This window comes from Rhodococcus sp. ABRD24, assembly GCF_004328705.1.
Classification (GTDB): Bacteria; Actinomycetota; Actinomycetes; order Mycobacteriales; family Mycobacteriaceae; genus Prescottella.
The window spans coordinates 436,904-461,791 of record NZ_CP035319.1 but is presented as its reverse complement, the minus strand read 5'-3'; the positions used below and the strand labels follow the sequence as shown (position 1 = coordinate 461,791).

The 24,888-nt window shown below is 65.7% G+C and carries 24 protein-coding genes; 11 read left to right on the top strand and 13 right to left on the bottom strand.

Annotated elements, in window-relative coordinates:
- Positions 1–134 precede the first annotated feature (134 nt).
- From ileS to ERC79_RS01900, 3 genes are all read left to right on the top strand, one after another.
- Positions 135–3,416: an isoleucine--tRNA ligase gene (gene ileS / locus ERC79_RS01910; protein WP_131575253.1), complete on the top strand. Its 3,282-nt coding sequence runs from the start codon at positions 135–137 to the stop codon at positions 3,414–3,416.
- A gap of 69 nt (positions 3,417–3,485) precedes the next feature.
- Positions 3,486–4,838, top strand: a complete 1,353-nt coding sequence (locus ERC79_RS01905; RefSeq protein ID WP_131575251.1) for a DNA polymerase IV — start codon at positions 3,486–3,488, stop codon at positions 4,836–4,838.
- A gap of 129 nt (positions 4,839–4,967) precedes the next feature.
- Positions 4,968–5,444 carry a hypothetical protein gene (locus tag ERC79_RS01900; RefSeq protein WP_242676720.1) on the top strand — a complete coding sequence of 159 codons (477 nt, stop codon included), beginning with the start codon at positions 4,968–4,970 and terminating at the stop codon, positions 5,442–5,444.
- An 85-nt stretch (positions 5,445–5,529) separates the two neighbouring features.
- Here ERC79_RS01900 and ERC79_RS01895 read toward each other — a convergent pair whose 3' ends face one another.
- Both ERC79_RS01895 and ERC79_RS01890 read right to left on the bottom strand, forming a co-directional pair.
- On the bottom strand, positions 5,530–6,285 hold the full coding sequence (locus ERC79_RS01895; RefSeq protein ID WP_131575247.1) for a hypothetical protein: 756 nt from the start codon (positions 6,283–6,285) through the stop codon (positions 5,530–5,532).
- Positions 6,273–7,226, bottom strand: coding sequence for a hypothetical protein (locus tag ERC79_RS01890; protein WP_131575245.1), 954 nt, complete (start codon positions 7,224–7,226; stop codon positions 6,273–6,275). The genes ERC79_RS01895 and ERC79_RS01890 overlap by 13 nt, the downstream gene beginning before the upstream one ends.
- Positions 7,227–7,405: 179 nt before the next feature.
- On the opposite strand from ERC79_RS01890, the gene lspA reads away from it, so the two are divergent.
- From lspA to ERC79_RS01870, 4 genes are read left to right on the top strand one after another with little or no spacing between them, the layout of a single operon-like run.
- On the top strand, positions 7,406–7,894 hold the full coding sequence (gene lspA / locus ERC79_RS01885) for a signal peptidase II (protein WP_242676830.1): 489 nt from the start codon (positions 7,406–7,408) through the stop codon (positions 7,892–7,894).
- Positions 7,891–8,817, top strand: coding sequence for an RluA family pseudouridine synthase (locus ERC79_RS01880; RefSeq protein WP_131575241.1), 927 nt, complete (start codon positions 7,891–7,893; stop codon positions 8,815–8,817). Before lspA ends, ERC79_RS01880 begins: the two co-directional genes overlap by 4 nt.
- 1 nt (position 8,818) lies before the next feature.
- Complete coding sequence (locus ERC79_RS01875; protein WP_131575240.1) at positions 8,819–9,493, top strand: hypothetical protein; 675 nt, start codon at positions 8,819–8,821, stop codon at positions 9,491–9,493.
- Between the two features lie 13 nt (positions 9,494–9,506).
- Positions 9,507–10,088, top strand: coding sequence for a chorismate mutase (locus tag ERC79_RS01870; RefSeq protein ID WP_131575238.1), 582 nt, complete (start codon positions 9,507–9,509; stop codon positions 10,086–10,088).
- Here ERC79_RS01870 and ERC79_RS01865 read toward each other — a convergent pair.
- A complete protein-coding gene (locus ERC79_RS01865; RefSeq protein WP_131575236.1) occupies positions 10,077–11,381 on the bottom strand; it encodes a glycosyltransferase 87 family protein in 1,305 nt (434 codons plus the stop codon). The two genes, ERC79_RS01870 and ERC79_RS01865, sit on opposite strands and share 12 nt — an antisense overlap.
- Positions 11,382–11,553: 172 nt before the next feature.
- Here ERC79_RS01865 and ERC79_RS01860 point away from each other — a divergent pair, with 172 nt between their 5' ends.
- Positions 11,554–12,069: a GtrA family protein gene (locus tag ERC79_RS01860; protein ID WP_131575234.1), complete on the top strand. Its 516-nt coding sequence runs from the start codon at positions 11,554–11,556 to the stop codon at positions 12,067–12,069.
- Between the two features lie 54 nt (positions 12,070–12,123).
- On the opposite strand, the gene ERC79_RS01855 is transcribed toward ERC79_RS01860, so the two are convergent.
- The gene (locus tag ERC79_RS01855) at positions 12,124–12,483 is read right to left on the bottom strand and encodes a VOC family protein (RefSeq protein WP_207390407.1); all 360 of its coding nucleotides are present in this window, start codon (positions 12,481–12,483) and stop codon (positions 12,124–12,126) included.
- Positions 12,484–13,135: 652 nt separating this feature from the next.
- Here ERC79_RS01855 and ERC79_RS01845 point away from each other — a divergent pair.
- Entirely contained in the window at positions 13,136–13,669 is a 534-nt protein-coding gene (locus ERC79_RS01845) for a hypothetical protein (RefSeq protein WP_242676719.1), read from the top strand.
- 315 nt (positions 13,670–13,984) lie between these two features.
- Here ERC79_RS01845 and ERC79_RS01835 read toward each other — a convergent pair whose 3' ends face one another.
- The 5 genes from ERC79_RS01835 to ERC79_RS01820 form a co-directional block, all read right to left on the bottom strand.
- Positions 13,985–14,263 (bottom strand): hypothetical protein, encoded by a 279-nt coding sequence (locus ERC79_RS01835; RefSeq protein WP_131575230.1) that lies wholly within the window; start codon positions 14,261–14,263, stop codon positions 13,985–13,987.
- Between the two features lie 12 nt (positions 14,264–14,275).
- On the bottom strand, positions 14,276–14,845 hold the full coding sequence (locus ERC79_RS01830) for a 2OG-Fe(II) oxygenase (RefSeq protein WP_165497030.1): 570 nt from the start codon (positions 14,843–14,845) through the stop codon (positions 14,276–14,278).
- Positions 14,846–14,889: 44 nt separating this feature from the next.
- Positions 14,890–15,774, bottom strand: coding sequence for a GlcNAc-transferase family protein (locus ERC79_RS01825; RefSeq protein WP_165497029.1), 885 nt, complete (start codon positions 15,772–15,774; stop codon positions 14,890–14,892).
- The gene (locus tag ERC79_RS22900; RefSeq protein WP_165497028.1) at positions 15,768–15,983 is read right to left on the bottom strand and encodes a hypothetical protein; all 216 of its coding nucleotides are present in this window, start codon (positions 15,981–15,983) and stop codon (positions 15,768–15,770) included. Before ERC79_RS22900 ends, ERC79_RS01825 begins: the two co-directional genes overlap by 7 nt.
- Positions 15,984–16,288: 305 nt before the next feature.
- Complete coding sequence (locus tag ERC79_RS01820; protein ID WP_131575224.1) at positions 16,289–16,687, bottom strand: SdpI family protein; 399 nt, start codon at positions 16,685–16,687, stop codon at positions 16,289–16,291.
- Between the two features lie 212 nt (positions 16,688–16,899).
- Between ERC79_RS01820 and ftsW the strand changes: the two genes are divergently transcribed.
- Both ftsW and ERC79_RS01810 read left to right on the top strand, forming a co-directional pair.
- On the top strand, positions 16,900–18,294 hold the full coding sequence (gene ftsW / locus ERC79_RS01815; protein WP_242676718.1) for a putative lipid II flippase FtsW: 1,395 nt from the start codon (positions 16,900–16,902) through the stop codon (positions 18,292–18,294).
- Between the two features lie 265 nt (positions 18,295–18,559).
- On the top strand, positions 18,560–19,090 hold the full coding sequence (locus tag ERC79_RS01810) for a GNAT family protein (RefSeq protein ID WP_165497027.1): 531 nt from the start codon (positions 18,560–18,562) through the stop codon (positions 19,088–19,090).
- A gap of 121 nt (positions 19,091–19,211) precedes the next feature.
- Here the strand turns inward: ERC79_RS01810 and ERC79_RS01805 are convergent, their stop codons facing one another.
- From ERC79_RS01805 to ERC79_RS01790, 4 genes are all read right to left on the bottom strand, one after another.
- The gene (locus ERC79_RS01805) at positions 19,212–20,936 is read right to left on the bottom strand and encodes an adenosylcobalamin-dependent ribonucleoside-diphosphate reductase (RefSeq protein WP_242676717.1); all 1,725 of its coding nucleotides are present in this window, start codon (positions 20,934–20,936) and stop codon (positions 19,212–19,214) included.
- An 8-nt stretch (positions 20,937–20,944) separates the two neighbouring features.
- Positions 20,945–21,283, bottom strand: coding sequence for a hypothetical protein (locus tag ERC79_RS01800; protein ID WP_131575216.1), 339 nt, complete (start codon positions 21,281–21,283; stop codon positions 20,945–20,947).
- Between the two features lie 53 nt (positions 21,284–21,336).
- Positions 21,337–23,388, bottom strand: a complete 2,052-nt coding sequence (locus ERC79_RS01795; RefSeq protein WP_131575214.1) for an erythromycin esterase family protein — start codon at positions 23,386–23,388, stop codon at positions 21,337–21,339.
- 287 nt (positions 23,389–23,675) lie between these two features.
- Entirely contained in the window at positions 23,676–24,857 is a 1,182-nt protein-coding gene (locus ERC79_RS01790) for a Cmx/CmrA family chloramphenicol efflux MFS transporter (RefSeq protein WP_131575212.1), read from the bottom strand.
- Between the last annotated feature and the right edge of the window lie 31 nt (positions 24,858–24,888).

The window sequence follows — 24,888 nt, the reverse complement described above, 5'->3', positions numbered from 1 at the left end:
GGCCCGTCACAGCCCTCGATCGAGTGGCCCGGCCCGCGCAGGCGGAGGCGGGCAAGCGGGGTGGTACCGCGGTTACGGCGTACAGGGCGCCGTTGTCGTCCCCGTGCCGGAAGTTGGGCACGAGGAGCCACGCGGTGACCAGTAACGAATCCATCCCTCCCCAGACGAACGACGGGTACCCCCGCGTCGATCTCGTCGGCGGACGCGCTACCGGAAGTGTGTCCTTCCCGGCGCTCGAGCAGAAGGTGCTCGCGGCATGGGACGCCGACGGCACGTTCGAAGCCAGCGTCGCGAACCGTGAGGGTGCCGAGGAATTCGTGTTCTACGACGGCCCGCCCTTTGCGAATGGCCTGCCGCACTATGGCCACCTCCTCACCGGGTACGTCAAGGACTTGATCCCGCGCTACCAGACGATGCGTGGCAAGAAGGTGGACCGCAGGTTCGGCTGGGACTGCCACGGCCTGCCCGCGGAGCTCGAGGCGGAGAAGCAGCTCGGCATCAAGGACAAGTCGCAGATCGACGCGATGGGCCTCGCCGAGTTCAACGCCTACTGCAAGCAGTCGGTTCTCCGGTACACCGACGAGTGGCGCGACTACGTGACTCGACAGGCTCGGTGGGTCGACTTCGACAACGATTACAAGACGCTGGATCTGGACTTCATGGAGTCCGTGATGTGGGCGTTCAAGGAGCTCCACGACAAGGGCCTGATCTATCAGGGCTTCCGGGTGCTCCCGTACAGCTGGTACGAGCAGACACCGCTGTCGAACCAGGAGACCCGCCTCGACGACGCCTACAAGATGCGTCAGGACCCGGCGGTCACGGTCGATATGGTCCTGACGGCAGAGGGGTCCCCGCTGGACGGCGCGAACGCGCTGATCTGGACCACGACGCCGTGGACGCTGCCGTCGAACCTCGCGATTGCGGTGCACCCCGACGTCGATTACGTGCAGGTGCGGGCGGCGAGCGGAGCGACGGGAGATGGATCCGGCGCGGACGGTAAGCGCTATGTCCTCGCCGCGGCACGCGTCGGCCACTATGCCCGCGAGCTCGGCGAATCACCCGAGGTTCTCGGCGAGTACAAGGGCGCCGAGCTGATCGGACTCACCTACACGCCGCCCTTCGACTTCTTCCACGGTCCCGGCAAGGGGCACGAGAACGCGCACCGCGTGCTGTCGGCCGACTACGTCACCACCGACTCCGGTACCGGAATCGTCCACCTCGCACCGGCTTTCGGTGAGGAGGACATGGACTGTGCGACTGCGAACGGCATCGAGATCGTGCAGCCGCTGGACGCGGGCGGCAAGTTCACGTCGATGGTGCCGCCGTACGAAGGCCTACAAGTTTTCGATGCAAACCCGGTCATCATCAAGGATCTCAAGGCCGCCGGAAAGCTGCTGCGGCACGAGACGATCGAGCACTCCTACCCGCACAGTTGGCGATCGGGCCAGCCGCTGATCTACATGGCGGTGCCCTCGTGGTTCGTCGCGGTCACCAAGTTCCGCGACCGCATGGTCGAGCTCAACCAGGAGATCACCTGGGTGCCCGAGCACATCAAGGACGGCCAGTTCGGCAAGTGGCTCGAGGGTGCCCGCGACTGGAACATCAGCCGAAACCGCTACTGGGGCAGCCCGATCCCGGTGTGGATCTCGGACGACCCGTCCTACCCGCGGGTGGACGTCTACGGTTCCCTCGATCAGCTCGAGGCGGACTTCGGTGTGCGCCCGACGGATCTGCACCGGCCGATGATCGACGAGCTGGTCCGGCCGAACCCGGACGACCCGACCGGCAAGTCGATGATGCGCCGCGTTCCCGAGGTGCTCGACTGCTGGTTCGAGTCGGGCTCGATGCCGTATGCACAGGTGCACTACCCGTTCGAGAACCGGGATTGGTTCATCGGGAAGAGTGGTGCGACGGCGGATGACGCCGCGCACTTCCCGGGCGACTTCATCGTCGAGTACAACGGGCAGACCCGCGGCTGGTTCTACACGCTGCATGTGCTGGCGACGGCGCTGTTCGACCGTCCGGCGTTCAAGACCGTTGCGGCGCACGGCATCGTCCTCGGTGACGACGGCCAGAAGATGAGCAAGTCGAAGGGCAACTACCCGGACGTCAAGGAGGTGTTCGACCGCGACGGCTCGGACGCCATGCGCTGGTTCCTGATGTCGTCGCCGATCCTGCGCGGCGGCAACCTGATCGTCACCGAGCAGGGCATCCGGGAAGGCGTGCGTCAGGCGCTGCTGCCGTTGTGGAACGCATGGAGTTTCCTGCAGCTGTACGCGTCCAAGCCCGGCCAGTGGCGGACCGACTCGCCGAACGTGCTCGACAAGTACATCCTGGCGAAGCTCGCGGCGACGCGGGACGCGATCACCGAGGACCTCGAAGTCACCGATATCGCGGGTGCCTGCGACGAATTGCGCACCTTCTGCGACGCACTCACCAACTGGTATGTGCGTCGTTCGCGCAGCCGCTTCTGGGACGAGGACCGGGACGCGATCGACACGCTGCACACCGTGCTCGAGGTCGTCACCCGCCTGGCGGCGCCGCTGCTGCCGATGGCGACCGAGGTGATCTGGCGCGGTCTCACCGGTGGTCGTTCGGTACACCTGACGGACTGGCCGTCGGCGTCCGAGCTGCCGGCCGACGCCGACCTGGTCGAGGCGATGGACGACGTCCGTGGTGTCTGCTCGACGGTGCTGGGTCTGCGCAAGGCGCAGAACCTCCGGGTGCGGCTGCCGTTGCCCGAGGTCACCGTCGCGGCGCCCGACGCCGAGCGGTTGCGCCCGTATCTGGGTCTGATCGCGGACGAGGTGAACGTCAAGAAGGTCGACATCACGGCGGACATCGACGTACACGGACGCTTCGAATTGGTCGTCAACGCGCGTGCCGCCGGTCCGCGCCTGGGCAAGGATGTTCAGACGGTCATCAAGGCGGTGAAGGCGGGCGACTGGACAGAGAAGGACGGCGTGGTCACAGTGTGGCCGGGTCGCTCCGCAGGCTCCGCTCCCGCCGAACCTTCGGGTCGCTCCGCAGGCTCCGCTCCCGCCGGCATCGAGCTGCTGCCGTCCGAGTACACCCAGCGACTGGTCGCTGCCGAGCCCGAGTCGACAGCCGCCCTGCCGGGCGGTGCGGGACTCGTCGTCCTCGACTCGCAGGTGACCGAGGAGCTCGAGGCCGAGGGATGGGCCAAGGACCGCATCCGCGAGCTGCAGGACGCGCGCCGTGCCGCAGGTCTCGATGTCTCCGATCGGATTTCGGTGAAGCTGCAGGTTCCGGCCGAGCAGTTGGACTGGGCGATACGGCACCGGGACCTGATCGCGGGCGAGATCCTCGCGACCACGCTCGAGCTCGGCGAAGTCGGCGGCGACGCGGTCGTCGATCTGGGCGAGGGTGTGCGTGCCACGGTCTCGAAGGCCTGAGCCGGCAGGAGAATCTGCCCCGGGGGGACGACGGCGCCCGCTGTCGTCCCCCCGGCGTAGTTTGCAGCCATGGACTCCACCGTCCCCGATCCCACGCGTAGCCGCCGGTGGGTCCTGCACCTCGACATGGACGCGTTCTTCGCGTCTGTCGAGCAGCTGACCCGCCCGACGCTACGCGGCCGCCCGGTGCTGGTCGGAGGGCTCGGGGGCAGGGGAGTGGTCGCCGGGGCGAGCTACGAGGCGCGGGTGTTCGGCGCCCGATCGGCGATGCCGATGCATCAGGCGCGTCGCCTGGTGGGCGCGTCGGCCGTCGTGCTGCCGCCCCGCGGTGCGCTGTACGACCAGGTCAGCCGCCATGTCTTCGAGGCTGTGCGGTCGCGGGTTCCGGTTCTCGAACAGCTCTCGCTCGACGAGGCGTTCGGCGAGCCGGCCGAACTCGTGGGGGCGGGCGCGGCGGAGGTCGAGCGCTACTGCGAGGGCCTGCGCGCACTCGTGCTCGCCGAGACCGGTCTGGTCGCGTCGATCGGCGCCGGTGCCGGCAAACAGGTCGCCAAGATCGCCTCGGGTCTGGCGAAGCCCGACGGGATCACCGTCGTCTCGCCCGACGTCCAGCAGGAACTGATGGAGTCGTTGCCGGTGCGGAAACTGTGGGGTATCGGTCCGGTCGCGGAGGAGAAGCTCAAGCGGCTCGGTATCGACACTGTCGGTGCACTGGCTGCGCTGCCCGAGGCGGAGGTGGCCTCGGTGCTGGGCAGCACGATCGGTCCGGGTCTCCAACGTCAGGCCCGTGGCATCGACGATCGGCCCGTCGCCGAGCGCGCCGATGCGAAGCAGGTGAGCGCGGAGACGACCTTCGCGGCGGACATCGTGACGCTCGCCGGTCTGCGGAGGGCAGTCGAGGCGAGCGCCGCCGCCGCGCACAGGCGACTCGACCAGGACGGTCGCGCAGCCCGAACGGTGGTGCTCAAACTACGTAAATCAGACATGAGCATCGTCACTCGTTCACTCACCCTGCCCTATGCGACGACCGATCGGCAGACGCTGACCGCGACGGCTCAACGGCAGGTCATCGATCCCCTCGAACTCGGGCCGATCCGCTTGGTCGGTGTCGGCTACGGCGGTCTGTCCAGGGTGCGTCAGGGCTCGTTGTTTCCCGAGCTCGATCAGGGTGAGAACTTGTCGGAAGGTGTGGGGGAACAGCCGGATTCGAATCCGCCGGAGCCGTTGGACGACAGTCCGCGGTGGCGTCCGGGGCTCGACGTCGCCCACGCCGAGTATGGTCATGGATGGGTCCAGGGAGCGGGCCACGGGGTGGTGACGGTGCGGTTCGAGACGCGAAGCAGTGGGCCGGGGTTTTCGCGCACGTTCGCGGACAGCGAATCGGGCCTGGTCGTTGCGGATCCGATCGAGAGTCTCAAATGAGGTCGACTCCGCCACCGGTAGGCTTGCTGTGAACCGGCGTCATAGCTGGGATAGTCGACGACATCCTGACTGAACCATGAATGATGTTCGACCGAGAATGAAAAGGACAAGCACTTGAAGCTTCGGAAGATGACAATCGCCGGCGTGGCGATCGCCGCCGCACTGACCATGTCTGCTTGCTCGGACAACGGCTCCGACGAGCCCAAGACCACCACTGCCAAGGCCACCACCAGCACCACGGTGACTGCCCCCGAGGCCGCGGCGCCCACGGTGGCTGAGCTCAACGCGATGCTGGCGAAGGCGTTCGACGAGAGCATCCCGCTCGACCAGAAGGTGCAGCTGGTGCAGGGCTCCGAGGCCGATCCGGAGCTGATCAATCAGGTCGCGGCAGCCGCCAAGGCGAACAACGCCGGTATCGAGGTTCTCGATATCACCCCGACCGGCGACGGCATTGTCACTGCGGGTGTCAATCTGACCGTCAACGGTCAGACCCAGCCGGCCACCGTGAACTTCGTCGAGGAGAGCGGCGTCTGGAAGATGTCGAAGGAAAACGCCTGCATGATCGTCTCGATGGCTCAGCTCACCTCGCCTGCCTGCCCCGCGTAACGCGTTCCGACACAATGATGCCGGCGTCACCCGTAGTGGTGGCGCCGGCATCGTCGTGTCGTCAGGCTCTGGCCCGCAGTTGCCGTCAGGTGCCGGCCGCGCTGCGGATTCGCTCGGTTGCCGTACGGGCCAGCCCATTCAGCACCACGCTGTCGGCTGGATCCGGACCCGTCGTGACCACCTGCACCACGGTCGACCCGACCACCGCGAGCACCGCGTCGGACACCAGGGTGAAGCCCTCGCTGGTAGTGGTCACCCGGACCGAGGCCGACGCGTCGCCCACCGGGGGCTGCTGCAGGGGCTCGAGCCGATACTGCACCGGCGTTCCGTCGGCGTCGGCCCCGCGGTAGGCCCTGCACTCGCGGAACGTGGCCTGCACGACTGCGAACGCATCGGCGGCTCCGGTTCCGGGGTAACTGGCGGCGTCGACGTCGATGCTGGTGAAACCAGGTCCGGCGAAGTTGCCCTCGGCATCGGTCACGGCGCTGGGGAACTGCCGGGCCACGATGTCGAGGACGTTCGCGCATCGGGCCGGGTCGGTGCCGGGTCGATCGGCGGCGCCGTCGTCCGGTGCCGGGTCGAGCCCCAGATCCGCCACCGGGTCCGGCAGTGGTGCGAAGCCTGGCGGTAGATCAGCTGCGGTGAGCAGCGCGGCCCGCAGCGCGTCGGGGTCGGTGATCGGGCCGGCCGTCGGTGGATTCGGCGCGGTCGCTGCCGCTCCCAGATCGGCCGACGTGGTCGGGGCCGGCTCATCGCCTGATCCGCCGCACGCGGTGAGCGTGACCCCGCCGGCGACGATTGCGGCGGCAATCGCGGACCGGCGTCGTGTCAATTCGCCCACTCGACTCGTTCCCCGGTGGTCTGACGCAGCCGCATGGTGCTTGCCGGATCGCTGAACAACTGTGTGCCGTCGACCGTGATCGACCCGCCGACGGGCAGCGGCAAGGACGGGTCGATGATCACGCTTCCCGCGCCCTGCAGTGTGTAGGACTCGACGTCGAGGGTTCCCGCGCCGTTCGGCAACTCGAATACCGGCGATTTGGGGGTTTGCTCGATGCGGACGTCGATGGTCAGCCGGTCGCCGTCGCGCGCTGTCAGGGTGGCGGTGGTCACCTGATCCAGCGCGACTGCGCTCATCACCTGCTGGCGTATCTTCCACACTGCGCCGACCCCGATCGGCTGATCGGGAAACGCGACGGTGCGGTATACGGCCTGGTAGAAGGCCTGCTCGATCATCGAGCGAGCCTTGTTCTGGGCGTCTGGGTCCGGGCGCAGTCGCAGCGCCGTCACGGCTCCGGAGGTGCTGATGGTGAAACCGGCGTGCGATCCAGTGGCGGGCTCGAGTAGGCCGGTGATTGCGTCGTCCGGGGTGGTGAGGTCGCCGAGCGTGAGGTCGATCGTCGTACTCGGGACGGTGTTCGATACGGCCTGGGTGACGAGCACGGTCAGTGGCATCGTCATCGTCGGCGTCGAGAAGTCCTGTGCTGGTTGGTCGTCGATCTGTTGCAGGACTGTGGCGGTGGTCACCAGCTGGGCCTGTTGTCGGGTGCCCTGTGCCGGGCGCGACTCGATCAGGGCGCGTGGTTCGGCGCCCGCCTCGACGATCTCGGTGGTCGCGGCGGTGACCGGGACAGTCACCTCGTCGGACGCGGCACCGACCGCGTCCGGACTCGCCGGGGCGGCATCGCCGCCGCTGCTGCACCCGGTGACTAGGGCGCTGAGGGTGAGGGTCGCCGCGAAGAGCGCGGTTCCCGGACGGATGAACTTCGACGGCAGTGGCACACCACCAGGTTAGTGTGCGCGGGTGGGATGACCGGTCCGTCTCCCGAGTAAGGGATGATGGCGGAGTGAGCGACGACCGCACCGACAGCGACGACTGCACTGTGGAAGGTAAGCCGATCCCCGATCCACCCATTCCGGAACCCGACACCCCCGTCGGGTCGCCGTCGGGTCCACGGCGCATGCGCATGCTGGTCACGATCGCGGCGGTGGTCCTCGCCCTGGACCTGCTGACCAAGGTCCTCGCGGTGGCATTCATCGATCCGAGGGACCCGATTCGGATCGTCGGTGACACGGTGACGCTGACGCTGATCCGCAATCCGGGTGCCGCCTTCTCCATGGCGACCGGGATGACGTGGCTGCTGACGTTGGTCGCGGTCGGTGTCGTCATCGGTGTGGTCAGGATCGGTCGAACTCTCAGTTCGCCGTGGTGGGCGCTGGGCCTCGGCCTGGTACTCGGTGGTGCGCTCGGTAACCTGATCGATCGGATCTTCCGTTCGCCCGGTCCGCTCCAGGGCCACGTGGTGGACTTCGTCTCGGTCGGATGGTGGCCGGTGTTCAACGTCGCCGACTCGTCGATCGTGTGTGGTGCGGTGCTTCTCGTCGCGCTGACGCTGTTCGGTGTCGAGCCGAGTGGTGTCCGGGCTTCGCGAAAGGGGGACGCGGCATGAGGGAGACGCGTTCGATGCCGGTTCCCGACGGGCTCGACGGGATGCGGGTGGACGCCGGGCTGGCGCGCCTGCTGGGGCTTTCGCGGACCGCGGTAGCCGCGCTCACCGAGGAGGGCGCCGTTCAGCTCGACGGCAGCGCCGTAGGCAAGTCCGACCGGCTTTCGGCGGGCTCCTGGCTCGAGGTGGAACTGCCCGAGCCTGCGCGGGAGCTGACGATCGAGGCCGAGCCGGTCGAGGGGTTGGAGATCCTGTACGCCGACGACGACATCGTCGCGGTCGACAAGCCGGTCGGCGTTGCGGCCCACGCGAGTGTCGGCTGGACCGGTCCGACGGTGATCGGTGGTCTCGCGGCGGCCGGATTCCGGATCTCGACTTCCGGCGCTCACGAGCGGCAGGGCATCGTGCACCGGCTGGACGTCGGGACCTCCGGCGTCATGGTGGTCGCGACGTCCGAGCGGGCCTACACGGTGCTCAAGCGGGCGTTCAAAGAGCGCACCATCGACAAGCGCTACCACGCGCTGGTGCAGGGGCATCCAGATCCGAGCAGCGGCACCATCGATGCGCCGATCGGCCGGCATCGCAGCAACGACTGGAAGTTCGCGGTCACGGCGGACGGTAAGCCGAGCATCACCCATTACGACACGGTCGAGGCGTTCCAGGCGGCGAGCCTGCTCGACGTCCACCTCGAGACGGGCCGCACTCATCAGATCCGGGTGCACTTCTCGGCGCTGCGCCACCCGTGCTGCGGTGATCTCACCTATGGCGCGGATCCGCGTCTGGCCGAGCGGCTGGGCCTCGAGCGTCAGTGGTTGCATGCGCGCTCGCTGGGCTTCGCACACCCCGCCGACGGGCATTGGGTCGAGATCGCCAGTGAGTACCCGAAGGACCTGCAACACGCGCTCGGAGTCCTGCGGGGAACCTGAGATGAGTTCGCGTGCGTGGCCCGTGGTCGTGGCGGGCGCGGTTCTGGCCGTGGTCGTCGTCGGGCTGGGCGTGCTCAATCCGGTGCGGCCGGCCCGGATCTCGACCGACCGGCTCGGACCGGACTCGGGTGAACAGGTCGCCGACTATCTCGGCCGCGCCCGGGCCTCGCTCGACGACATCTCGCTCGAGGAGCCGGACCGTGGGGAGCAACACTGGGCCTTGGTATCGCTGGACGCCCCGATGACGGCGTCCGGCCTGCTCGAGACGGTCGGTGAACTTCGGATCTCGCAGGTGTTGTTCCAGGTTCCGATCGATCGAGTGCAGACGCCGATCGCGGCCGTTCCCGTCGCGGCGAATCCGGCGGCGGTTCTGCGTGCCCCGGCGGTGGCATCGGCCCGGCTGGCGACGAGCGGTGGCATCGGTAACCGACAGTTGCAGATCGCGGCGTATTCGGCGGCGCGCCTGTCCGAGGGCTGTGCTTGTGTGGTCGGGGCAGCGGTGCGCGGGACCCTCGAGCAGCTGACCGGACTGACCGCCCAGCCGACGGTTCGGGCCGTCGAAGCTCTGCCGGCGGACGCGGTGTCGGGCGCTTTCGCCGTCAGCCCGTTGCTGCCGGAGCACACGACAGTTGTCGCGCCCGGTCCCGATGACGGCCCGGTGCCGCCGCTGCGGTGACACAATCGCCGTCATGTCCACGAAACTCGTTGTTGCGGTGACGGTGATAGCGCTCGCCTCCGTGGCGCCGGCGGCGGCCGACGCCGAAACGGCGCGTGCAGCGGGCGGGCTCGAGCCTCTCGTGTCGGCGATCTCGCTGCGGCTGTCCACCGCCGATCAGGTGGCGTCCGCCAAGTGGGGGACCGGCAAGCCGATCGACGACCCGGACCGTGAGGGGCAGGTCTACCGCGCCGCGCTGTCGGCGGCCCGGGACGAACAGCTCGATCCTGCACGCGTCGAGCAGATCTTCCGTACACAGATCGATGCGAACAAGGCCGTTCAGCGCGGCCTTTTCCTCTTCTGGCAGACCGTGCCTCCGGCGGCGCCCGTGCAGCGGCCGGATCTGGCGGCGGTCCGGCCGCTGCTCGACTCGCTCAACGTCGAGATCGTTTCTCAGATCGGGGAACAGCGGGTAACGCTGGCCGCCGCCGACTGCGTGCCCGCGCTGGCGTCGGCCGCGGTGAGGGCTGCTACGGCGCAACGCCTCGACGGCCTGCATTCGGTGGCACTCGTGCACGCGGTGAGTGCGCTGTGCGGCCCGGTGTCAGCCCGCTGATCGGCAGTCGTCGGCTCTCTCACGGAGGGCGACGTCGAGCCGCTGATCTCGGGCCGTTCGATGGGCGATGACGGCGGCGCCCCCGAGGACCACCGCATAGGTCAGGAGATAGAGGTTGACGAGCACATCCCACGGCATCCAGATGGGCGGGAAGAGGTACAGCCCGACTACCGCCACGTCGGGGAAATGGTACGTCCATGACCCCGCAACCAGGAAGAGCGCGGCGGCACCGAGCCACCACCAGGGGTTCGTCAGTGCCCGGTGGACGAGGAAGACCAGTAGCGGCACGAACCACACCCAGTGGTGGCTCCACGTGAACGGCGAGATCACTGCCGCACTCATGCCGGCGACCGTGACCGCGAGGAGGACCTCGCCGACGCGGTGGAGCCGGACCACCACCCACATACTCGCGGCGGCGACGATCGCGGCAGTCAGTAGCCACAGCCAGGTCGGCGCAGGCTCGCCGATGAGGCGGGCGATCACGCCTCGCAACGACTGGTTCGCGGGATGCAGATCGTCCGCGATCCGACTGGAGTTGAAGAATGTCTCGGTCCAGTACTGCCGAGAATCGTCGGGCAGCACAAGCCAGCTCACGCCGACCGTCGCCGCAATCGTTCCGGCCGCGACCGCCGCTGCCCGCCACTGACGCAACGCGAGATAGAACAAGACGAAGTACCCCGGCGTCAGCTTGATGCCTGCTGCGATACCGACTCCGACTCCCTTCAGGCGACTTCCCTCGCCGCGTGAGGTATCCCACAGGATCAATGCCATCAGCACCAGATTGATCTGACCGTAGAACAGCGTCGTGCGAACCGGCTCGAGGAAGATGCACACGATGGTCAGCAGGGACGAGACGCTCAGCACGTATGGGGTGATCCGGTAGCCGAGCATCCGCCAGCAGAAGGCGATGATCGCCGCCAGCAGAACGATGTTGACGGCCAACCAGATGTACTTGTCAGTCCCGCCCGGCAGCAGTCCGAAGGGCAGGAAGGTCAGCGTCGAGAACGGGGTGTACGTGTAGAGCAGACCATGGACGAACGGTTCGGTGTAGAGCGGTAACTCCTCCATCACGTGCCGGGCGCCATCGCGATAGACGTCGAGGTCGGCGCCGCCTTCCAACAGCCCGAGCCTGGGCGTCCGCAGGCCCACGATCGTCACGAACAGCGCTGCAGACGCCGCTGCCCACGACACGAAGAGCACGAAGCTCGGCCATCGGAATGGGAGCTCCCGGGTCTTCTTTCCGTCGTAGCCACCGGAAACCCGCGGCACCTCATCTGCGGCAGTGTCACGCATATCTGGACAGGCCCTCCCCGGACGTCGCCCTGCCCCAATGCAAGAACGATGCAGGACAAAAGTAGCCGACCGTTCGATTCTCAGAAACCCGGGCAGTCGATACCCGGTCGGCGTGGTGGTTGGGTGTCTTCATATGCGGTCTGGGTAACCTGTCTCGGTGTTCCTTACTCGGATGGTTGCAGCGAGAGTGCCGCGTCGGATGCTGTCGGTCTTCGTGCGCAACGCGGAACTGCTGAAGTTCCTGACCGTTGGAGCGATTGCATTCGTCACCACATCGGTGCTGTTCTTCGGTTTGAAGTGGACGGTACTGGATGGCAAGCCGGTGACCGCGAATGTTGTGGCAGTGTTGGTGGCAACCGTGCTCTCGTACGTGCTCAACCGCGAGTGGGCGTTCACCGCGCGAGGCGGTCGCGAGCGCCGACACGAGGCGGCCCTGTTCTTCTTGGTTGCCGGTGTGGGCATGGCGATCAACCAGCTGCCGTTGGCGGTATCGCGGTATGTGCTCGATCTGCAGACCCCGCATGTGTCCCCGCTCGTTGAGAACGTTGCCGACTTCATCAGTGCGATGATCATCGGCACCCTGATCGCGACCGTGTTCCGCTGGTGGGCGATGCGCAAGTTCGTCTTCCCGCAGCTGGTGGTGCCGGAGATCGAGAACGACATACGCGTGCAGGAGAACCAGCGGTAACGACAACGCCGGACACAGTGGGACAGGGCGTCGATGCTGGGCCGGATGCAGGTATCAGCCCTCGGTGAGGTCTTGGGCGAAGGTCACCTTGTTGCCGTCGGGGTCCGCAATGACAAGGGTCTTCACGACGTCCGGGTACTCCTCGACCGCGCCGATGTCTACCCCGGCGCTCGTGCACAGGTCAATCTGCGCGTCCAGATCATCGACGCCGACAACCACATTGGTGCGCCCGGCGGTGTCCGGATCGACGGTGACCTGGATCCATGCGTTCTCTGCAATCTGCCATTCGGCTATGCCGTCCATCGGTTCGACATCGGCAGGTCGGCCGAGCCACGTGGCGTACCACGCCGTCGCGGTCGAGAAGTCCTTGACGGGGAGTACGGCGATGACGCTGTTCATCGTCGAGCTGGCCATTGTCTCTCACCTTGTCCTTCGTGCTGTTCGGGTGCTGGCTACCTGGCTGGTTCGGGGTTGGGCTGGTAGTCGGGAGTGTAGGCGTGGGCAACGACAGCACCGGCCTCGGCGACTCGTGACGAGGCCGAACGCACCCGCGAGCGATTCGAAATCCGCAACGGCCACCGCGCTGCCGTGCCCTCGCACCGCGCTGGCCAACACGCCTAGGGCGTGTCTCCTGTTTCGTGAGGGATCTCAGCCAGATGGGGACCGCTGAGAGAACTACGCCCGCGCGGTAAGTCAGGGCGAGCTCGTCGCAGCGTGTGGCGATGCAGCTCACCTTGTCGCGGTGGTCGCTGAACCAGCCCTCCTCGCCGAACCTGAGCCCCTGGTCAGGTACTGGATCACACCGAGGAGAATGCCGATCACGACCACGAAACACTGTCCGGAGACGGTTCCGTCTTTCGGCTTCCTGGCAATCGGAGCACGCTCCCGCTACGGCGTGAGGTTCGTCCGACCAGTGGCGACGAGAATCGGCCAGGTCAACCTGGGAAACCGTATGGGGCATCGGGGTGTTCACGATGCCGACCTGCCGTCGATCGGAGGTGCGCCGCTGCATCCACGCTGTGCGCATCCGCCGCGATGAGCACGCATATCGTGCGATGCTGCGGTAATGAGAACTTCGCAGCGAATTGCTTCCGCCGCGGCGGCCGGGCTCATGGGCGCCGCCATGGCAGTTGCGGCGCCGGGCGTGGCCAGTGCCGCCGATCCTTGCCAGCTCGGGTGGTCGAACGTAGGTCCGCGAACGTGCGCGATGACAGATGTCGGAATGGCGCCGGTGTGGACCCTTGGAAACGGCGTCTGTGCCGGCATGCTGAGTGTCTCCGGGAATGCGTTCGACGGCCCACTGTGGGAGTACTCTTCCGCTCCGGGAGCTGTCCACTCCGTCGAGCTGCGTATCTCGCAGGGCTTCTCACCGCTGGGGGAGTGGGCGTCGACGACCCTGGCTTGCGACGTGACTGCGATCATCGACTGGCAGAACCTCGACACCGGTCGGAGCGGCACAATCAGCCGCTACGTTCCCGCGGCCAATACGAGTACGCACCCGATGCTCGTGAATGTCGAAACTGGCCCGGGACGAGTTCGGCTCACCATGCGCACCGACCACCCGAGCATTCCGGTCACGACAGACGTGATCGTCCCCTGACGTAGCCGGCACGCGGCGAGGGTCTTCCTGCATCACTTGTGACGGGGCAGGCTTCCGAGAGATGCTCAGGACTCGGGATCAGTTCGAGCTGCACTGTCACTCCGGCGTTGCAGTAGCGGCGCATCGTGTTGGTGATCGCGGCGACCGAGATCGGCACGTCAGCGGGGGAAGGCGGCTCGTAGAATCTTTTCGGTGCAGGCGTTCGCGATCTGGTCGCGCAGTTGCCCCCCGGATCGCGTTGATGCCACGGGTGCTGGATCGACGAGCTCCATCGTCCGTACGAGTCAGTCGGGCGTCTCGCGTGTGGGCAGGCAGTCAGTCCTCGAGCTGGCGGCTGATCTTGTCGACCTGTCGTTGGAGCGAGATGACCGCCTTCAGGATGTCCTCGAGTTCCGGTCCGGCCTCCAAGCTCGTCGGCCCTACCGGACCAACGCCGCCGGGCTTCACACCAGCGTCGCCATCCCCGACCAGATCGAACGCCCATTTCCGGACGATCTCGACGAGCACCTCTGGGTGGGCTTCGAGGTCAAGGGTCGGTCCATGGGCCTTGATGACTTGTTGGATCACTCGGTCCTCTATCTTCGACATCGCCACGTAATCCGCCTTTCATTCGTTGAGGGTTGTTCTCGTCGGCGCTTCACGCACCCACGTCGCCAGGATCGTTTTGACCTGTCGGGCGGGGCACGCGATGTGTCGCATCTTTGGATCGATCGAGCCGTCGGGCAAGAGATTTGGCCAGGCCAGCAGCCGGCCTGTGACCGGTTGGAACCGCTGCCGGAGGGCGGGGAAGTAGGTACTTCCCCCTGACGGCGAGTCGCTGAGATAGATGAGGACCGAGATTGCGCGCTCACCCCACTGGTCACTTTCGAAGAAGCCGCTGTCGTGGTGTTCGTCGAACCGCTCACCGGCTCGATACCGCGACATCTGCCAGGGTTCGAAGTGGTCGACGCGCACGTCGAGGTCGGCCGCCAGCTGTCGCTCGACAGCGCGCAGAAACTTGCGTGAGTTCTCGCTCAGCCAGGTCTCGTCTGTGGTAGAGCTGGTGCGGCTGATCGAGTGCCCAGAAACCAGACGGCTCTGCTGGTCGAGGCGGATGACTGGGCTATCCCACCAGTACGTGTACCGGAGTTCGTTGCTGATGTCGGCACACTCTTCCGTGCTGAGGAAATCGTCCACGCAGGTGACGGTGCTGCTACGGAGGGTGACTGTGGTCCCCATCATCAAACCACCAGACATAGATTGACGTGGGCCTCGAACGCCGACACTTCAGCCGAGGAGATGTCGCGTTCCCCTCTGAACCAATGACGAAGTGCGGTAAGGGAACGGGCATGACGCTCGGCGTGCCCCGTGTGGTCTGCCCAGTGCGTCACGCGGCTGTTTCTGTCATAGGCGTGCCAGCCAATCACCCTGTACGGGTGGAACAGCCGATACATGGCGGCGAACGCCCGTACGGTGGTCAGCACCTCATCGCCGAAGAAGTACACCGTGGGGTCGAACTGCACCTCGTCGTTGAAGCATCCGTCGGCGAGGAGGAAGTGCAGGGACGCGAAGTCGGCGGGTACAGGCTCGGTGAGCATCTCAGAATCGCGGATCACCGCGCCCTTCAACCGGGTAAGGACCCCCTCGTCACGCGCGAAAGGGTAGAGCCGTTGTGGCCGGGTGGATCGGAACAGGTCGCTGCGCGGACTGTAAGCCGGCAGGTAGCCGGTGAGCATTGGCTTCAGTGTCCCGGCTGCCCGCAGTTGTTCCAGCATTCTCAGCGCCAGGTCGTCCCAGCCGGCGACGAACCGGTGGTGGGAGTCGAGCAAGAGAGTGTAACGCTCGCCCTCCCACGCCTTCTGCAATCTCTGGCGTGCCCAGTTGCAGCCCTCGCTGGTCGCTGCGGGAACTCTGTCGACCTCGAGCCGCGGCAGGCTGAGGACGTCGTCCGGCAGAACCTCGTCCTCTGCCCGCTGCCACATGACGCGGACCCTGAGTCGGGAGGGCTGGGCCGCCTGCGCGTACAGGTCCCGCAGGGTCGGGACCAGCTCGAGATCACGGTACGCAGGGACCTGAACGTAGAGGTCCGGCTTGTCGGACCCCGAGGTACGGTCGACGGTCAGCACGATGTCGTCGGGTCGGTATCGAAGGTCGCGCCAATTGGGCCGAAGCCGTTGTCCTCCGTCTGGAGGTTCCAGCCGCCGACGCCGGTGCCGTTGGGCGTCATCACCGGTGCGTTGAAGGTGCTGCCCGACATGAGCAAACCTACGCCCCACGGGCTGGACACCAGCAGCTCGGCCCGCCTGTCACCGTCGAAATCATCGGTGTGATTCATGGGAACCCCTACTCCCTGCCGGCGCCTTCTCGGCAGCCGCATGTCACATCCACAGATACGCGACGATCGAGTGGGCCGCTGGTCAAGACTGGTCTGTCCATCATCCGCCCAGACCTATCCAGAGTCACTGTTCGTTAGATATGGGAAGGAGCTGCACCTCGAATCCGCCGTCTCGACCGGCTGAACTGCGCCGATACCCCGCCCCGCGTGAGGCGGCTGGGGCTGTCTGCCCTGTTGGCGCCAGGCCGTTCGCGTACCAGCGTCAGTGAGGCTGGGGTGACGGCCTAGTCGACGTCGACCAGGGATCAGGATCCGAAGGAGTTGCCGGGGTAACGCTCCAAGGCCTTCGCTGCGGCGTTGCCCTTGAACCCCGCATAGATCAGGACAATGAACGCCGTCGCACATACGACCACTGCAGCAACAGCCGACACCACAGACCCGAAACCTGTCACGACGCCGAGGCCGATCTGAAGGCACAGCCCTGCAACGGCTGTCCACACAGTACGGTGCAGGATCGGCTGCGCAACCCGATGAGCCAGCTGCCACCCTTCGGGGCTCGACTGCGTTGCTTTCGTCCGAATACCCACAACGGGATTCGGTTCGTCTCCGACGAGGTGCGGCATGAGCCCAGCAACACCCGCGGCAATGAGCGTCGTCGATGTCATCGTGATCGTCAGCTCCAGCAATTCGGATGCGCCCGCCAACCCAGCCCCCCTGTCGGAAACTTCGACACACCAGACATTACCGACACCCGCGGGGAGTCGAGGGGGCGCCTGGCTGCCGGTGAACCGAGGGGGAAAGCGGTGGAGAGATGAGAGTATGAGCAGTTATGGGGGTAGACGCTGATTTTCGTAGTGATGGCCGGCAATCGAGACCGCGATCACGAGGCACCGGGGAGGGGACCCGGGGCGAGTCTGTGCCGATTTCGACCGGCGCCGTTCGGACGGTCCCGGCCGCGCCGGGCATGCGGCTCGAGGTGTGGATGTCGAGGCCTCTGTTCGACTTCCATCTGATACTCGGCGTGACCGCCTTGCTGGTTGCGATCGGCCTGACAATGGTGTTGTCATCGTCCAGCGTTGTGTCCTTCGTGTCGTCCGGGTCTCCCTACGCGCGCTTCATCCCTCAGTGCATCTATGCGGCGCTGGGAGTGATCGTATTCATCGCTATCGTGCGCGTCCGGACATCGACCATCCGCGCCGCCGCCCCCTGGCTACTCGGATTGTCGCTGGCGATGCTGGTTCTGGTCCTCATACCGGGTATCGGCGTCGAGCAGATGGGTGCGCGCAGCTGGTTCGTGATCGGACCGCTCTCGTTCCAGCCGTCAGAGCTGGCCAAAGTGGCGTTGGTTGTCTGGTGCGCGCATCTCATTGCAGCACACGCCTCTTCGAGGGGAGGGGTAGGCACTGCGCTCAAACCGTTGGCCGTGATCGGGGTGTTGGTTCTCGCGCTCGTGGTCCTCCAGCGTGATCTCGGCACCATGATCACGATCGGCACCATCTTGATGGCGGTGCTCTGGTTCGGGAAGTTCCAGGCGCCATATGTCGCGGCAATTACCCTGACCGGCATAGTAGTTTCGGTGATCCTCGGTCTCACCGCAGGCTATCGCTCGGACCGCATCAAAGCGTTCATGAACCCCGACCTCGACCCACTCGGCCTGAACTACCAGAGTACGCAGGCGAAGTACGCGCTCGCGAACGGCGGACTCTTCGGGAAAGGGCTCGGTCAGTCCGATGCGAAGTGGAGCTATCTTCCTCAGTCGCATAACGACTTCATCTTCGCGGTCATCGGAGAAGAACTCGGCTTGATCGGCGCGGGGATGATCCTCGCCCTGTTCGGCATTGTGCTTCTGGTCGGGCTTCGGATCGCGGACCGATCGGCGGATCCATTCCTACGCATGCTGTCCGCGACAGCAACGACATGGATTGTGCTGCAGGCCTTCATCAACGTGGCCTACGTCGTCGGCCTCATTCCGGTGACCGGGCTGCAACTGCCGCTCATATCCGCAGGCGGCACATCCATGCTCACGACGATGATGATGTTCGGCGTCATCGCCCACGTTGCCCTCCGTGAGCCCGAGGCGCTGTCTTCCCTGAGTTCCGGTGGCAGTAGCTGGCTCACAAGGGTATTCGGAAGCCCAGCAGTGGAGTCGCCACCGACGGCCCGGAGCCGAGATCGCACAGTTCCAACCAGGAGGCAGAAGTCTGCGCAGGCGCAAGACCGTGAGCCCCGGCGCCGAGAACCGTCGGATCCCGGGCGGCCGGCCTACGACCCGGGAGTGGCAGCGCGCCGGCAGCGCAGAAGCCAACGATGACGATGGCACACGGGGAATCGGCGGGAAGGCAGTCTGCGAACTCGACACCACCTTGGAATTCTCTACTGGGATACGCCAGTCGAGCGCCTCACCAGACTCATCAGCACGGCCGCATGAACTCCAGTGCTGGTGGTCGTTGGAACAGTCCGCCATCCGAAGCGGCGCGATGGATGGCCAAACTCGATCTCCGTTGCGGCGCACAGGGCAGCGGCCGGGGGTCGTCATATACGCTGAGCGTCGTGTCATTCGAACTTGTGATCACGTGATGTCGGCGCAGGTCGATTCTTTGATCGGTCATCGCGTGGCTCTTCGGCGCGCCACAGCTGAAGATGCGCCACGGTTCCGCGAGATCATGGCGACCCCTGAAGTTGACCGCTGGTGGGCGGGAGGGTGGCCCTCTCTGGAGGATGACCTCGCCGGCGCTGAGCACACGAGCTTCGCGATCGAAGCCGATGGAACCGTCGTCGGAATGATCCAATGGTACGAAGAAACCTCACCGACGGTGAGGTACGCAGGACTCGACATGTTCCTGCATCCCGACCATCACCGCCGGGGGTACGGGAGCGATGCCATCCGAACCCTGATCGTCTGGCTGTTCGACGACGTCGGCCACCATCGCATCATCATCGATCCCGCGCTCGAGAACCGTGCCGCGATTGCCTGTTATGAATCAGTCGGATTTCGCGCCGTCGGCACCATGCGACAGTACGAGACCATCTCAGGCGGCGGTCGCCGAGATGCACTGTTCATGGAACTTGTAGCTCCGGATTTTGTTCGTGGGCCCTCACTGACCTAGACGAGAGGTGTGGTTGGACGGCTGCAGTGCTTCGGTCCGGGGCTGGACTACTCCGCTAGCTGGGGGTAGAACTTCCGGCGCCCGACCAAGCGCGGCCGACTACTCTGGACGGCTCGGTCCACTAGGAGCAGGACGCACAGGCCACGTGATCGTCCCGCGGTCGCCCAGTTGCATCGCCGACGCTCCCGGTCCGGAACACCGTGATGCCCTTGGCGCCCGCCCGCCACGCGTCGAGGAACACCTCCCGCACCACCGCGACGGAGGCCGTCTCCGGCAGAAGCACTGTCTTCGACACCGCGGCGTCCACATGCCGTTGGACCGCGGTCTGCATGCGGACGTGCCACTCCGGGGCGACCTCGACAGCCGTGGGGAAGATGGCCCGAATATCGGCCGGCACCTGGGGATTCGACCGCACGGAACCGGTCTCGAGGACCGCGGCGACGACGTCGTCACGGTAGCATCCGCGGTCGCGGGCGGCGGAGGTGAACGCGCGCTCGATCTCGACCACCTCGCGCCCGAGGATCCGTCGTCGCCCGCCGATCGTCGTGAACGGTTCGAGGCCGGCGCTCGTTCCCGCGAGCAGTGAGATGCTTCCGGTGGGAGCGACCGAGGTGACCTGGAGGTTCCGCCGGTTCCGGGTGGCGGAGTCGGACACCTGCGTCGCCGCCGGGTAGGTGCCGCGCGTGGTGGCCAGTTCGGCGGAGGCGTCGTGCGCGGTCCGGCCGATGTGTCGGGCGATATCCTCCGTCAGGCGCACCGCCCGAGTGCTGTCGTACGGGATTCCCAGCACGGCAAGCACTTCGGCCAGACCCATGAACCCGAGGCCGATCTTCCGGGTGCGTCTGGCAGCGCGGTCCAGTTCGTCGAACGGATAACGGCTCATGTCGATGACGTCGTCGAGGAACCGGACACCGACCCGAACGGTATCGGTGATGCGCTGCCAGTCGATTCGGTGCCCGCGCACGCACGCGGCGAGATTCACCGACCCCAAATTGCAGGACTCGTACGGTAGCAACGGCACTTCGCCGCACGGGTTGGTCGCCTCGATCCGATCAGAGAGCGGGTGCGCCCGATTGATGGTGTCGAGGAACAGCATCCCGGGGTCGCCGCAGTGGTGCGCGGCCTCGCAGATTGCGTCGAAAATCTCGGACGCCGGGATCCGGTCGACGATGGCACCGGTCCGCGGATTGATCAGGGTTTGGGACCCACCGGCCTCGACGGATCGCAGGAATGCGTCGGTGACGCCCACCGACAATGCGAAGTGCGGCAGGGCTCCGGGCGTCGAGGCTTTGGATGCGATGAACTCGAGGATATCCGGATGGGACACGTCGAGCGCGCCCATACACGCTCCCCGGCGCCGGCCGCTTCGTTCGACGACGTCGACCGCGGTGTCGAACAGCCTCAGGAACGACACGGGGCCGCTGGCCGTGCCGTCGGTGCTGTCCACGCGGTCGCCTGCCGGTCTCAAGTGCCCGAAGGTGAATCCGGTACCGGCGCCGGCCTGGTGCAGCAGCGCGGTCTGCGTCAGCGTTGTGAAGATCGACGACAACGAATCCTCTACCGGCAGAACGAAACAACCGGAAAGAACGCCGACGCGTGTGCCGGCGTTCATCAGTGTCGGTGAGTTCGGTAGGAAGGCCAGTTGTCGCATGACCGTCGAGAACTGTCGTGCCCAGTACTTCGACGAGCCCGGGCGATACCGATCTTCGGCCCGCGCTACGAATGCCCCGACCTCGTCGAACAAGTCCGTGACTGTTCCGGTGACTCCACCGTCGGAGTCGCGGCGCAGGTATCGACCCTCGAGCATTGCACACGCTGACGCGGTCAACTCTGGGACGTCGCTCATGGAAGCGCTCATCGGGCGCCGGCCTGCGGTCGACCGATCGGCCGAGCGAGTCGATCGACCGTGCTACGTGGCGGCCACCACCACGGCGTGATCCGGCGGACCTGCACGCCGTTGTGAACCGCAACCACCGAGTGCGTCACCTCCGGCACTGCCGATGACGCCACGAACACCACGGGCGCCAACCCGCCGACCGCACGGTAGAGGGCTGTCGACAGTCCGCCGTAGTCGGCCCGTAGGACCGAACCGTCCAGTAGGGCGCTGGTCAACCCCAGCGTCACCAGTAGCGACCGATTGAGGTACAGCCGTTCCCCGAATGCCCGGCCGATCGGTAACGGCCACTTCGACATTGGTCTCCTCATTCGGCGTCGGCTCTGTGGCGCCCACGTTCCTGAACTGTGCTTCACAGTGCTGTGGGATAGGTTTCCGGTCGTTCGCCGTCAACCCACACGCTCGAGTATTCGAGAGGTTCGAGCGCGCGTGTGTCGTCGATGTGAATGACGGCGTCGAACTGGTCGGCCAGTCGTGTGTGAAAGTAGTGGCTGCGCCGTTCGGTTTCAGGAAGATAGATGACACCGATCGCTCGCTCCAACCGTGCGATCCGAAGGGCGTCGGCCACAGCGTCGTCATCCGTGGTGCGAATGAGGAACGATTCCTTTCCGACCTCGTGGAAGAGTTCCTCGACGCTGCCGGAAAGCGCGGGGCGAACGACCTTGCGTTCGGCGATGCCTCCCCATTTACTTGCGGCAGTGACCGTTCCGTGATGCGTGGTGAGGCCGATGAGTCGGCACCGCTCTGGATGTCGTTCACGGACCAGGTACCCGAGGGTGAGTTCTCCGTGGGCACCCGCTTCGGTGGCGTGCGCGTCACCGACGTGGGAATTGTGGGCCCACACCACCACTCGGGACGAGTTGTCGCCGTGGCGGTCGAGATGGGCGATCAGAGCGTCGAGGGTATCGGCCATATGCAGGTCGCGGAGGTTCCACGACGATACGTGCCCACGGAACATCGCTCGGTAGTACTCCTCAGCATTGCGGACACTCCAGGCATTGCGTTCGGCATAGAACTGTTCATCCTCGACGGTCATCCCGTCTTCTCTTATGTAGTCGATGGAATGACGCTGCAACTCCATCAACTGGTCGACGACCTCCGTCTCACAGGATTCCCCTGCCCCGAAGGCGGCTGCGAACCCGTATGCCTGACCGTCAGTTCTCGGGACCCGATCGAAGCATGCGTATCGTCTACGCGCCCTATCGGCCGCCTGTGGGTCCACCCGATCCAGGTACTCGATGACTTCATGCATCGACCGGTGCAGGCTGTACAGGTCGAGTCCGTAGAATCCGGCGGTGGAACCCGCCGCGGTGCAGCGGGCGTTGTGTTCCCTGAGCCAGGACACGAAGTCGAGCATGACCGTGTTCCGCCACATCCAGGCCGGGAAACGCTCGAAACCACGTAGCGACTCCTCTGCGGAGGTGTCCGTCCCCTGATGCTGGACGTACCGGTTGACACGGTAGGCATCAGGCCAATCAGCCTCTGCCGCTACCGCAGTGAAGCCCATCTCCTCGACCAGAGTGCGAGTGATTTCCGCACGCGCAGCGTAGAACTCGTGCGTTCCATGTGAGCTTTCCCCGATCAAGACGATCCGCGCATCGCCCACGAGGTCGCGGAGATCGTCGCGGTGAGGTATTCCAGCGGCGGTGTTTCTGCTGGCGCGGCTGACCGTCTCTGTCGTGTGGACAAACTGCTGTGCCCTGGTGGTAGTTGCACTGTGCCCGGCGGGCGATGTGCGCAGCAGGGTCCGCACTTCGTCGTCCGTAACCTGCCGGAAGTCCCAGAACGACTCCCCGACCGCGCGGAACGGGAAGGGCATGGTCGCACAGACGACATCGTCGACCATCGTTTGCAGTTCGCGGCAGGTCGATTCGGGCGCTGCCGGAACGGCGACGACGATCTGCGCAGGATCCTGTTGTTGAAGGGCATCGATGACGGCGAACATACTGGCCCCGGTGGCAAGGCCGTCATCGACAACTATCGTGGTCTTCCCGGTGACGTCGATTGGCTCTCTGCCGCCCCGATAGGCCGACTCCCGGCGCTCGAGTTCTCGTGCTTCGCGTTCGACGACGTTTTGCAATTCCTCCGGACTGATGTCGAGCTCACGCAGAATGTCGTCGTTGAGAACGATCGACCCGCCGCTGGCGAGAGCGCCCATGGCGAACTCCTCGCGGCCGGGGACTCCGAGCTTACGAACAATGAAGGTGTCCAAGGGCACACCGAGGGCGGCAGCGACTTCCCATGCGACAGGCACACCTCCGCGTGCGAGACCGAGTACAACCACATCGTCCTTGTCACGGTAGGCAGACAGGAGTTCGCCGAGCACTTGGCCGGCTTCCCTGCGGTTCTGGAAAACTCGTCCTGATTCGTTCTTCAGGACATGTGTCGCACCAGTTGTGATCATGGACCGTATCCCTGTCTGCTCGTGCGGGCGTTGTGGAAGGCAAGCGGCCCGGAGACCCGAGAGCCCACAAACCAGCCGCAACGACAGCCAACCGTCATCGCGATCTCCCGGAACGGGCCGACACAAACCCAGTATCTTGCGGATCGACCAGGCGAAGTAGGGGCATAGGTCCCGGACCGTCGCCTTCACGTCATCCAATCGGGCAGAGGCGCAGACGACGGAATGAGCTCGCGGTGGAAGTGGAAGCCGAACTGCATGCGCGATGTTCACCGGAGCGTTGGCGGGGGTCATCGGATCGCCTGGCCGACACGGGGCGCGATGACCCGCAACCGCGGCAGGGCGATGACCAGCGCGATCGCGACGAGAAGGCTGCTCGCCCACGCGGGCCCGAGGTCGCCAGCCTGGGAACTGAGGGTTGCTGCGGCGATAGCGGGTCCGCCAGCTGCGCCGATGTTGAGCGCTGCAGTCGCATACGCCCCACCCATGGTAGGTGCGCCCTCGGACTCATAGAGCACCCTGGCGATCAGGGTGCTGCCCAGCGCGAAGGCCAGTGCACCCTGTGTGAACACCAGGAACAGCAGCGCCACAGTGTGCCCGGCCTGGGTCGCCAACGCGATCCAACCCAGCAACAGCAGCGGGCCGCAGACCGCGATGACACTTCCGGGACGCCGATCCGAGAACCGTCCTGCGACGGTGACACCGACGAAGGAACCAGCACCGAAGAGCGCCAGTACCACCGGTACCCAGAGCTCCTCCAGGCCGGCTGTGCCGGTCACGATCGGCGCCAGGAAGGTGAAGGTGGCGAAAGTGGCAGCATTGACCAGGGCGGCGAGCAGGATCACCACCATCAGGCGTGGCTTCATGATTTGGGCGATCTCGATCTGAAGAGTCACCGGGACAGGAGTGTCCTGCGTGGATTCTCCCGCATCGGCCGGTATGCCCTTGGCGATACCGATCGCAGCGGGAAGGCACAGCAGTGCGATCGTCCAGAACGTTGCCCGATAGCCGAGCAGGGTGCCGATCAGCGCGCCGCTTGGAGCTCCCGCGATGGTGGCAATGGTTGTGCCCGAAAGGAGTACGGCCAGCGCGCGCCCCTTGCGAGCGGGTGCGACGAGTGTGGCTGCGGTACTCAACGCGACAGCGAGGAATCCCGCGTTGGCCAGTGCGGCGATCACCCGAGTGAACAGCAGCAATGTGAAACTCGTCGTGACGGCTCCCGCAATATGCACGATTGCGAACCCCAGCACGAATAACCGGAGAGTTGTCCGGGCAGGCCACCGTCGTGCCAGCGCCGCCATCAGTGGCGCCCCGACAATCATTCCGATGGCGAAGGCCGAGGTGAGTAGGCCCGCTGAGCCGATTGAAACATCGAAACTCGCGGCAATGTCCGGCACCAGACCGGCGAGCATGAACTCCGAGGTGCCCATAGCGAAAACCGCTACAGCAAGCACATAGAGAGAGAATGGCATTGAGACTCCGAGGTGAGAGAACGAACAGGAG

Coding starts and splice junctions, on each gene's coding strand:
- ERC79_RS01905 (WP_131575251.1), top strand. CDS start 3,486: ATGGACTCCACCGTCCCCGATCCCACGCGTAGCCGCCGGTGGGTCCTG.
- ERC79_RS01900 (WP_242676720.1), top strand. CDS start 4,968: ATGACAATCGCCGGCGTGGCGATCGCCGCCGCACTGACCATGTCTGCT.
- lspA (WP_242676830.1), top strand. CDS start 7,406: ATGCGCATGCTGGTCACGATCGCGGCGGTGGTCCTCGCCCTGGACCTG.
- ERC79_RS01880 (WP_131575241.1), top strand. CDS start 7,891: ATGAGGGAGACGCGTTCGATGCCGGTTCCCGACGGGCTCGACGGGATG.
- ERC79_RS01875 (WP_131575240.1), top strand. CDS start 8,819: ATGAGTTCGCGTGCGTGGCCCGTGGTCGTGGCGGGCGCGGTTCTGGCC.
- ERC79_RS01870 (WP_131575238.1), top strand. CDS start 9,507: ATGTCCACGAAACTCGTTGTTGCGGTGACGGTGATAGCGCTCGCCTCC.
- ERC79_RS01865 (WP_131575236.1), bottom strand. CDS start 11,381: ATGCGTGACACTGCCGCAGATGAGGTGCCGCGGGTTTCCGGTGGCTAC.
- ERC79_RS01860 (WP_131575234.1), top strand. CDS start 11,554: ATGGTTGCAGCGAGAGTGCCGCGTCGGATGCTGTCGGTCTTCGTGCGC.
- ERC79_RS01855 (WP_207390407.1), bottom strand. CDS start 12,483: ATGGCCAGCTCGACGATGAACAGCGTCATCGCCGTACTCCCCGTCAAG.
- ERC79_RS01845 (WP_242676719.1), top strand. CDS start 13,136: ATGAGAACTTCGCAGCGAATTGCTTCCGCCGCGGCGGCCGGGCTCATG.
- ERC79_RS22900 (WP_165497028.1), bottom strand. CDS start 15,983: ATGAATCACACCGATGATTTCGACGGTGACAGGCGGGCCGAGCTGCTG.
- ERC79_RS01810 (WP_165497027.1), top strand. CDS start 18,560: ATGTCGGCGCAGGTCGATTCTTTGATCGGTCATCGCGTGGCTCTTCGG.
- ERC79_RS01805 (WP_242676717.1), bottom strand. CDS start 20,936: ATGAGCGACGTCCCAGAGTTGACCGCGTCAGCGTGTGCAATGCTCGAG.
- ERC79_RS01800 (WP_131575216.1), bottom strand. CDS start 21,283: ATGTCGAAGTGGCCGTTACCGATCGGCCGGGCATTCGGGGAACGGCTG.
- ERC79_RS01795 (WP_131575214.1), bottom strand. CDS start 23,388: ATGATCACAACTGGTGCGACACATGTCCTGAAGAACGAATCAGGACGA.
- ERC79_RS01790 (WP_131575212.1), bottom strand. CDS start 24,857: ATGCCATTCTCTCTCTATGTGCTTGCTGTAGCGGTTTTCGCTATGGGC.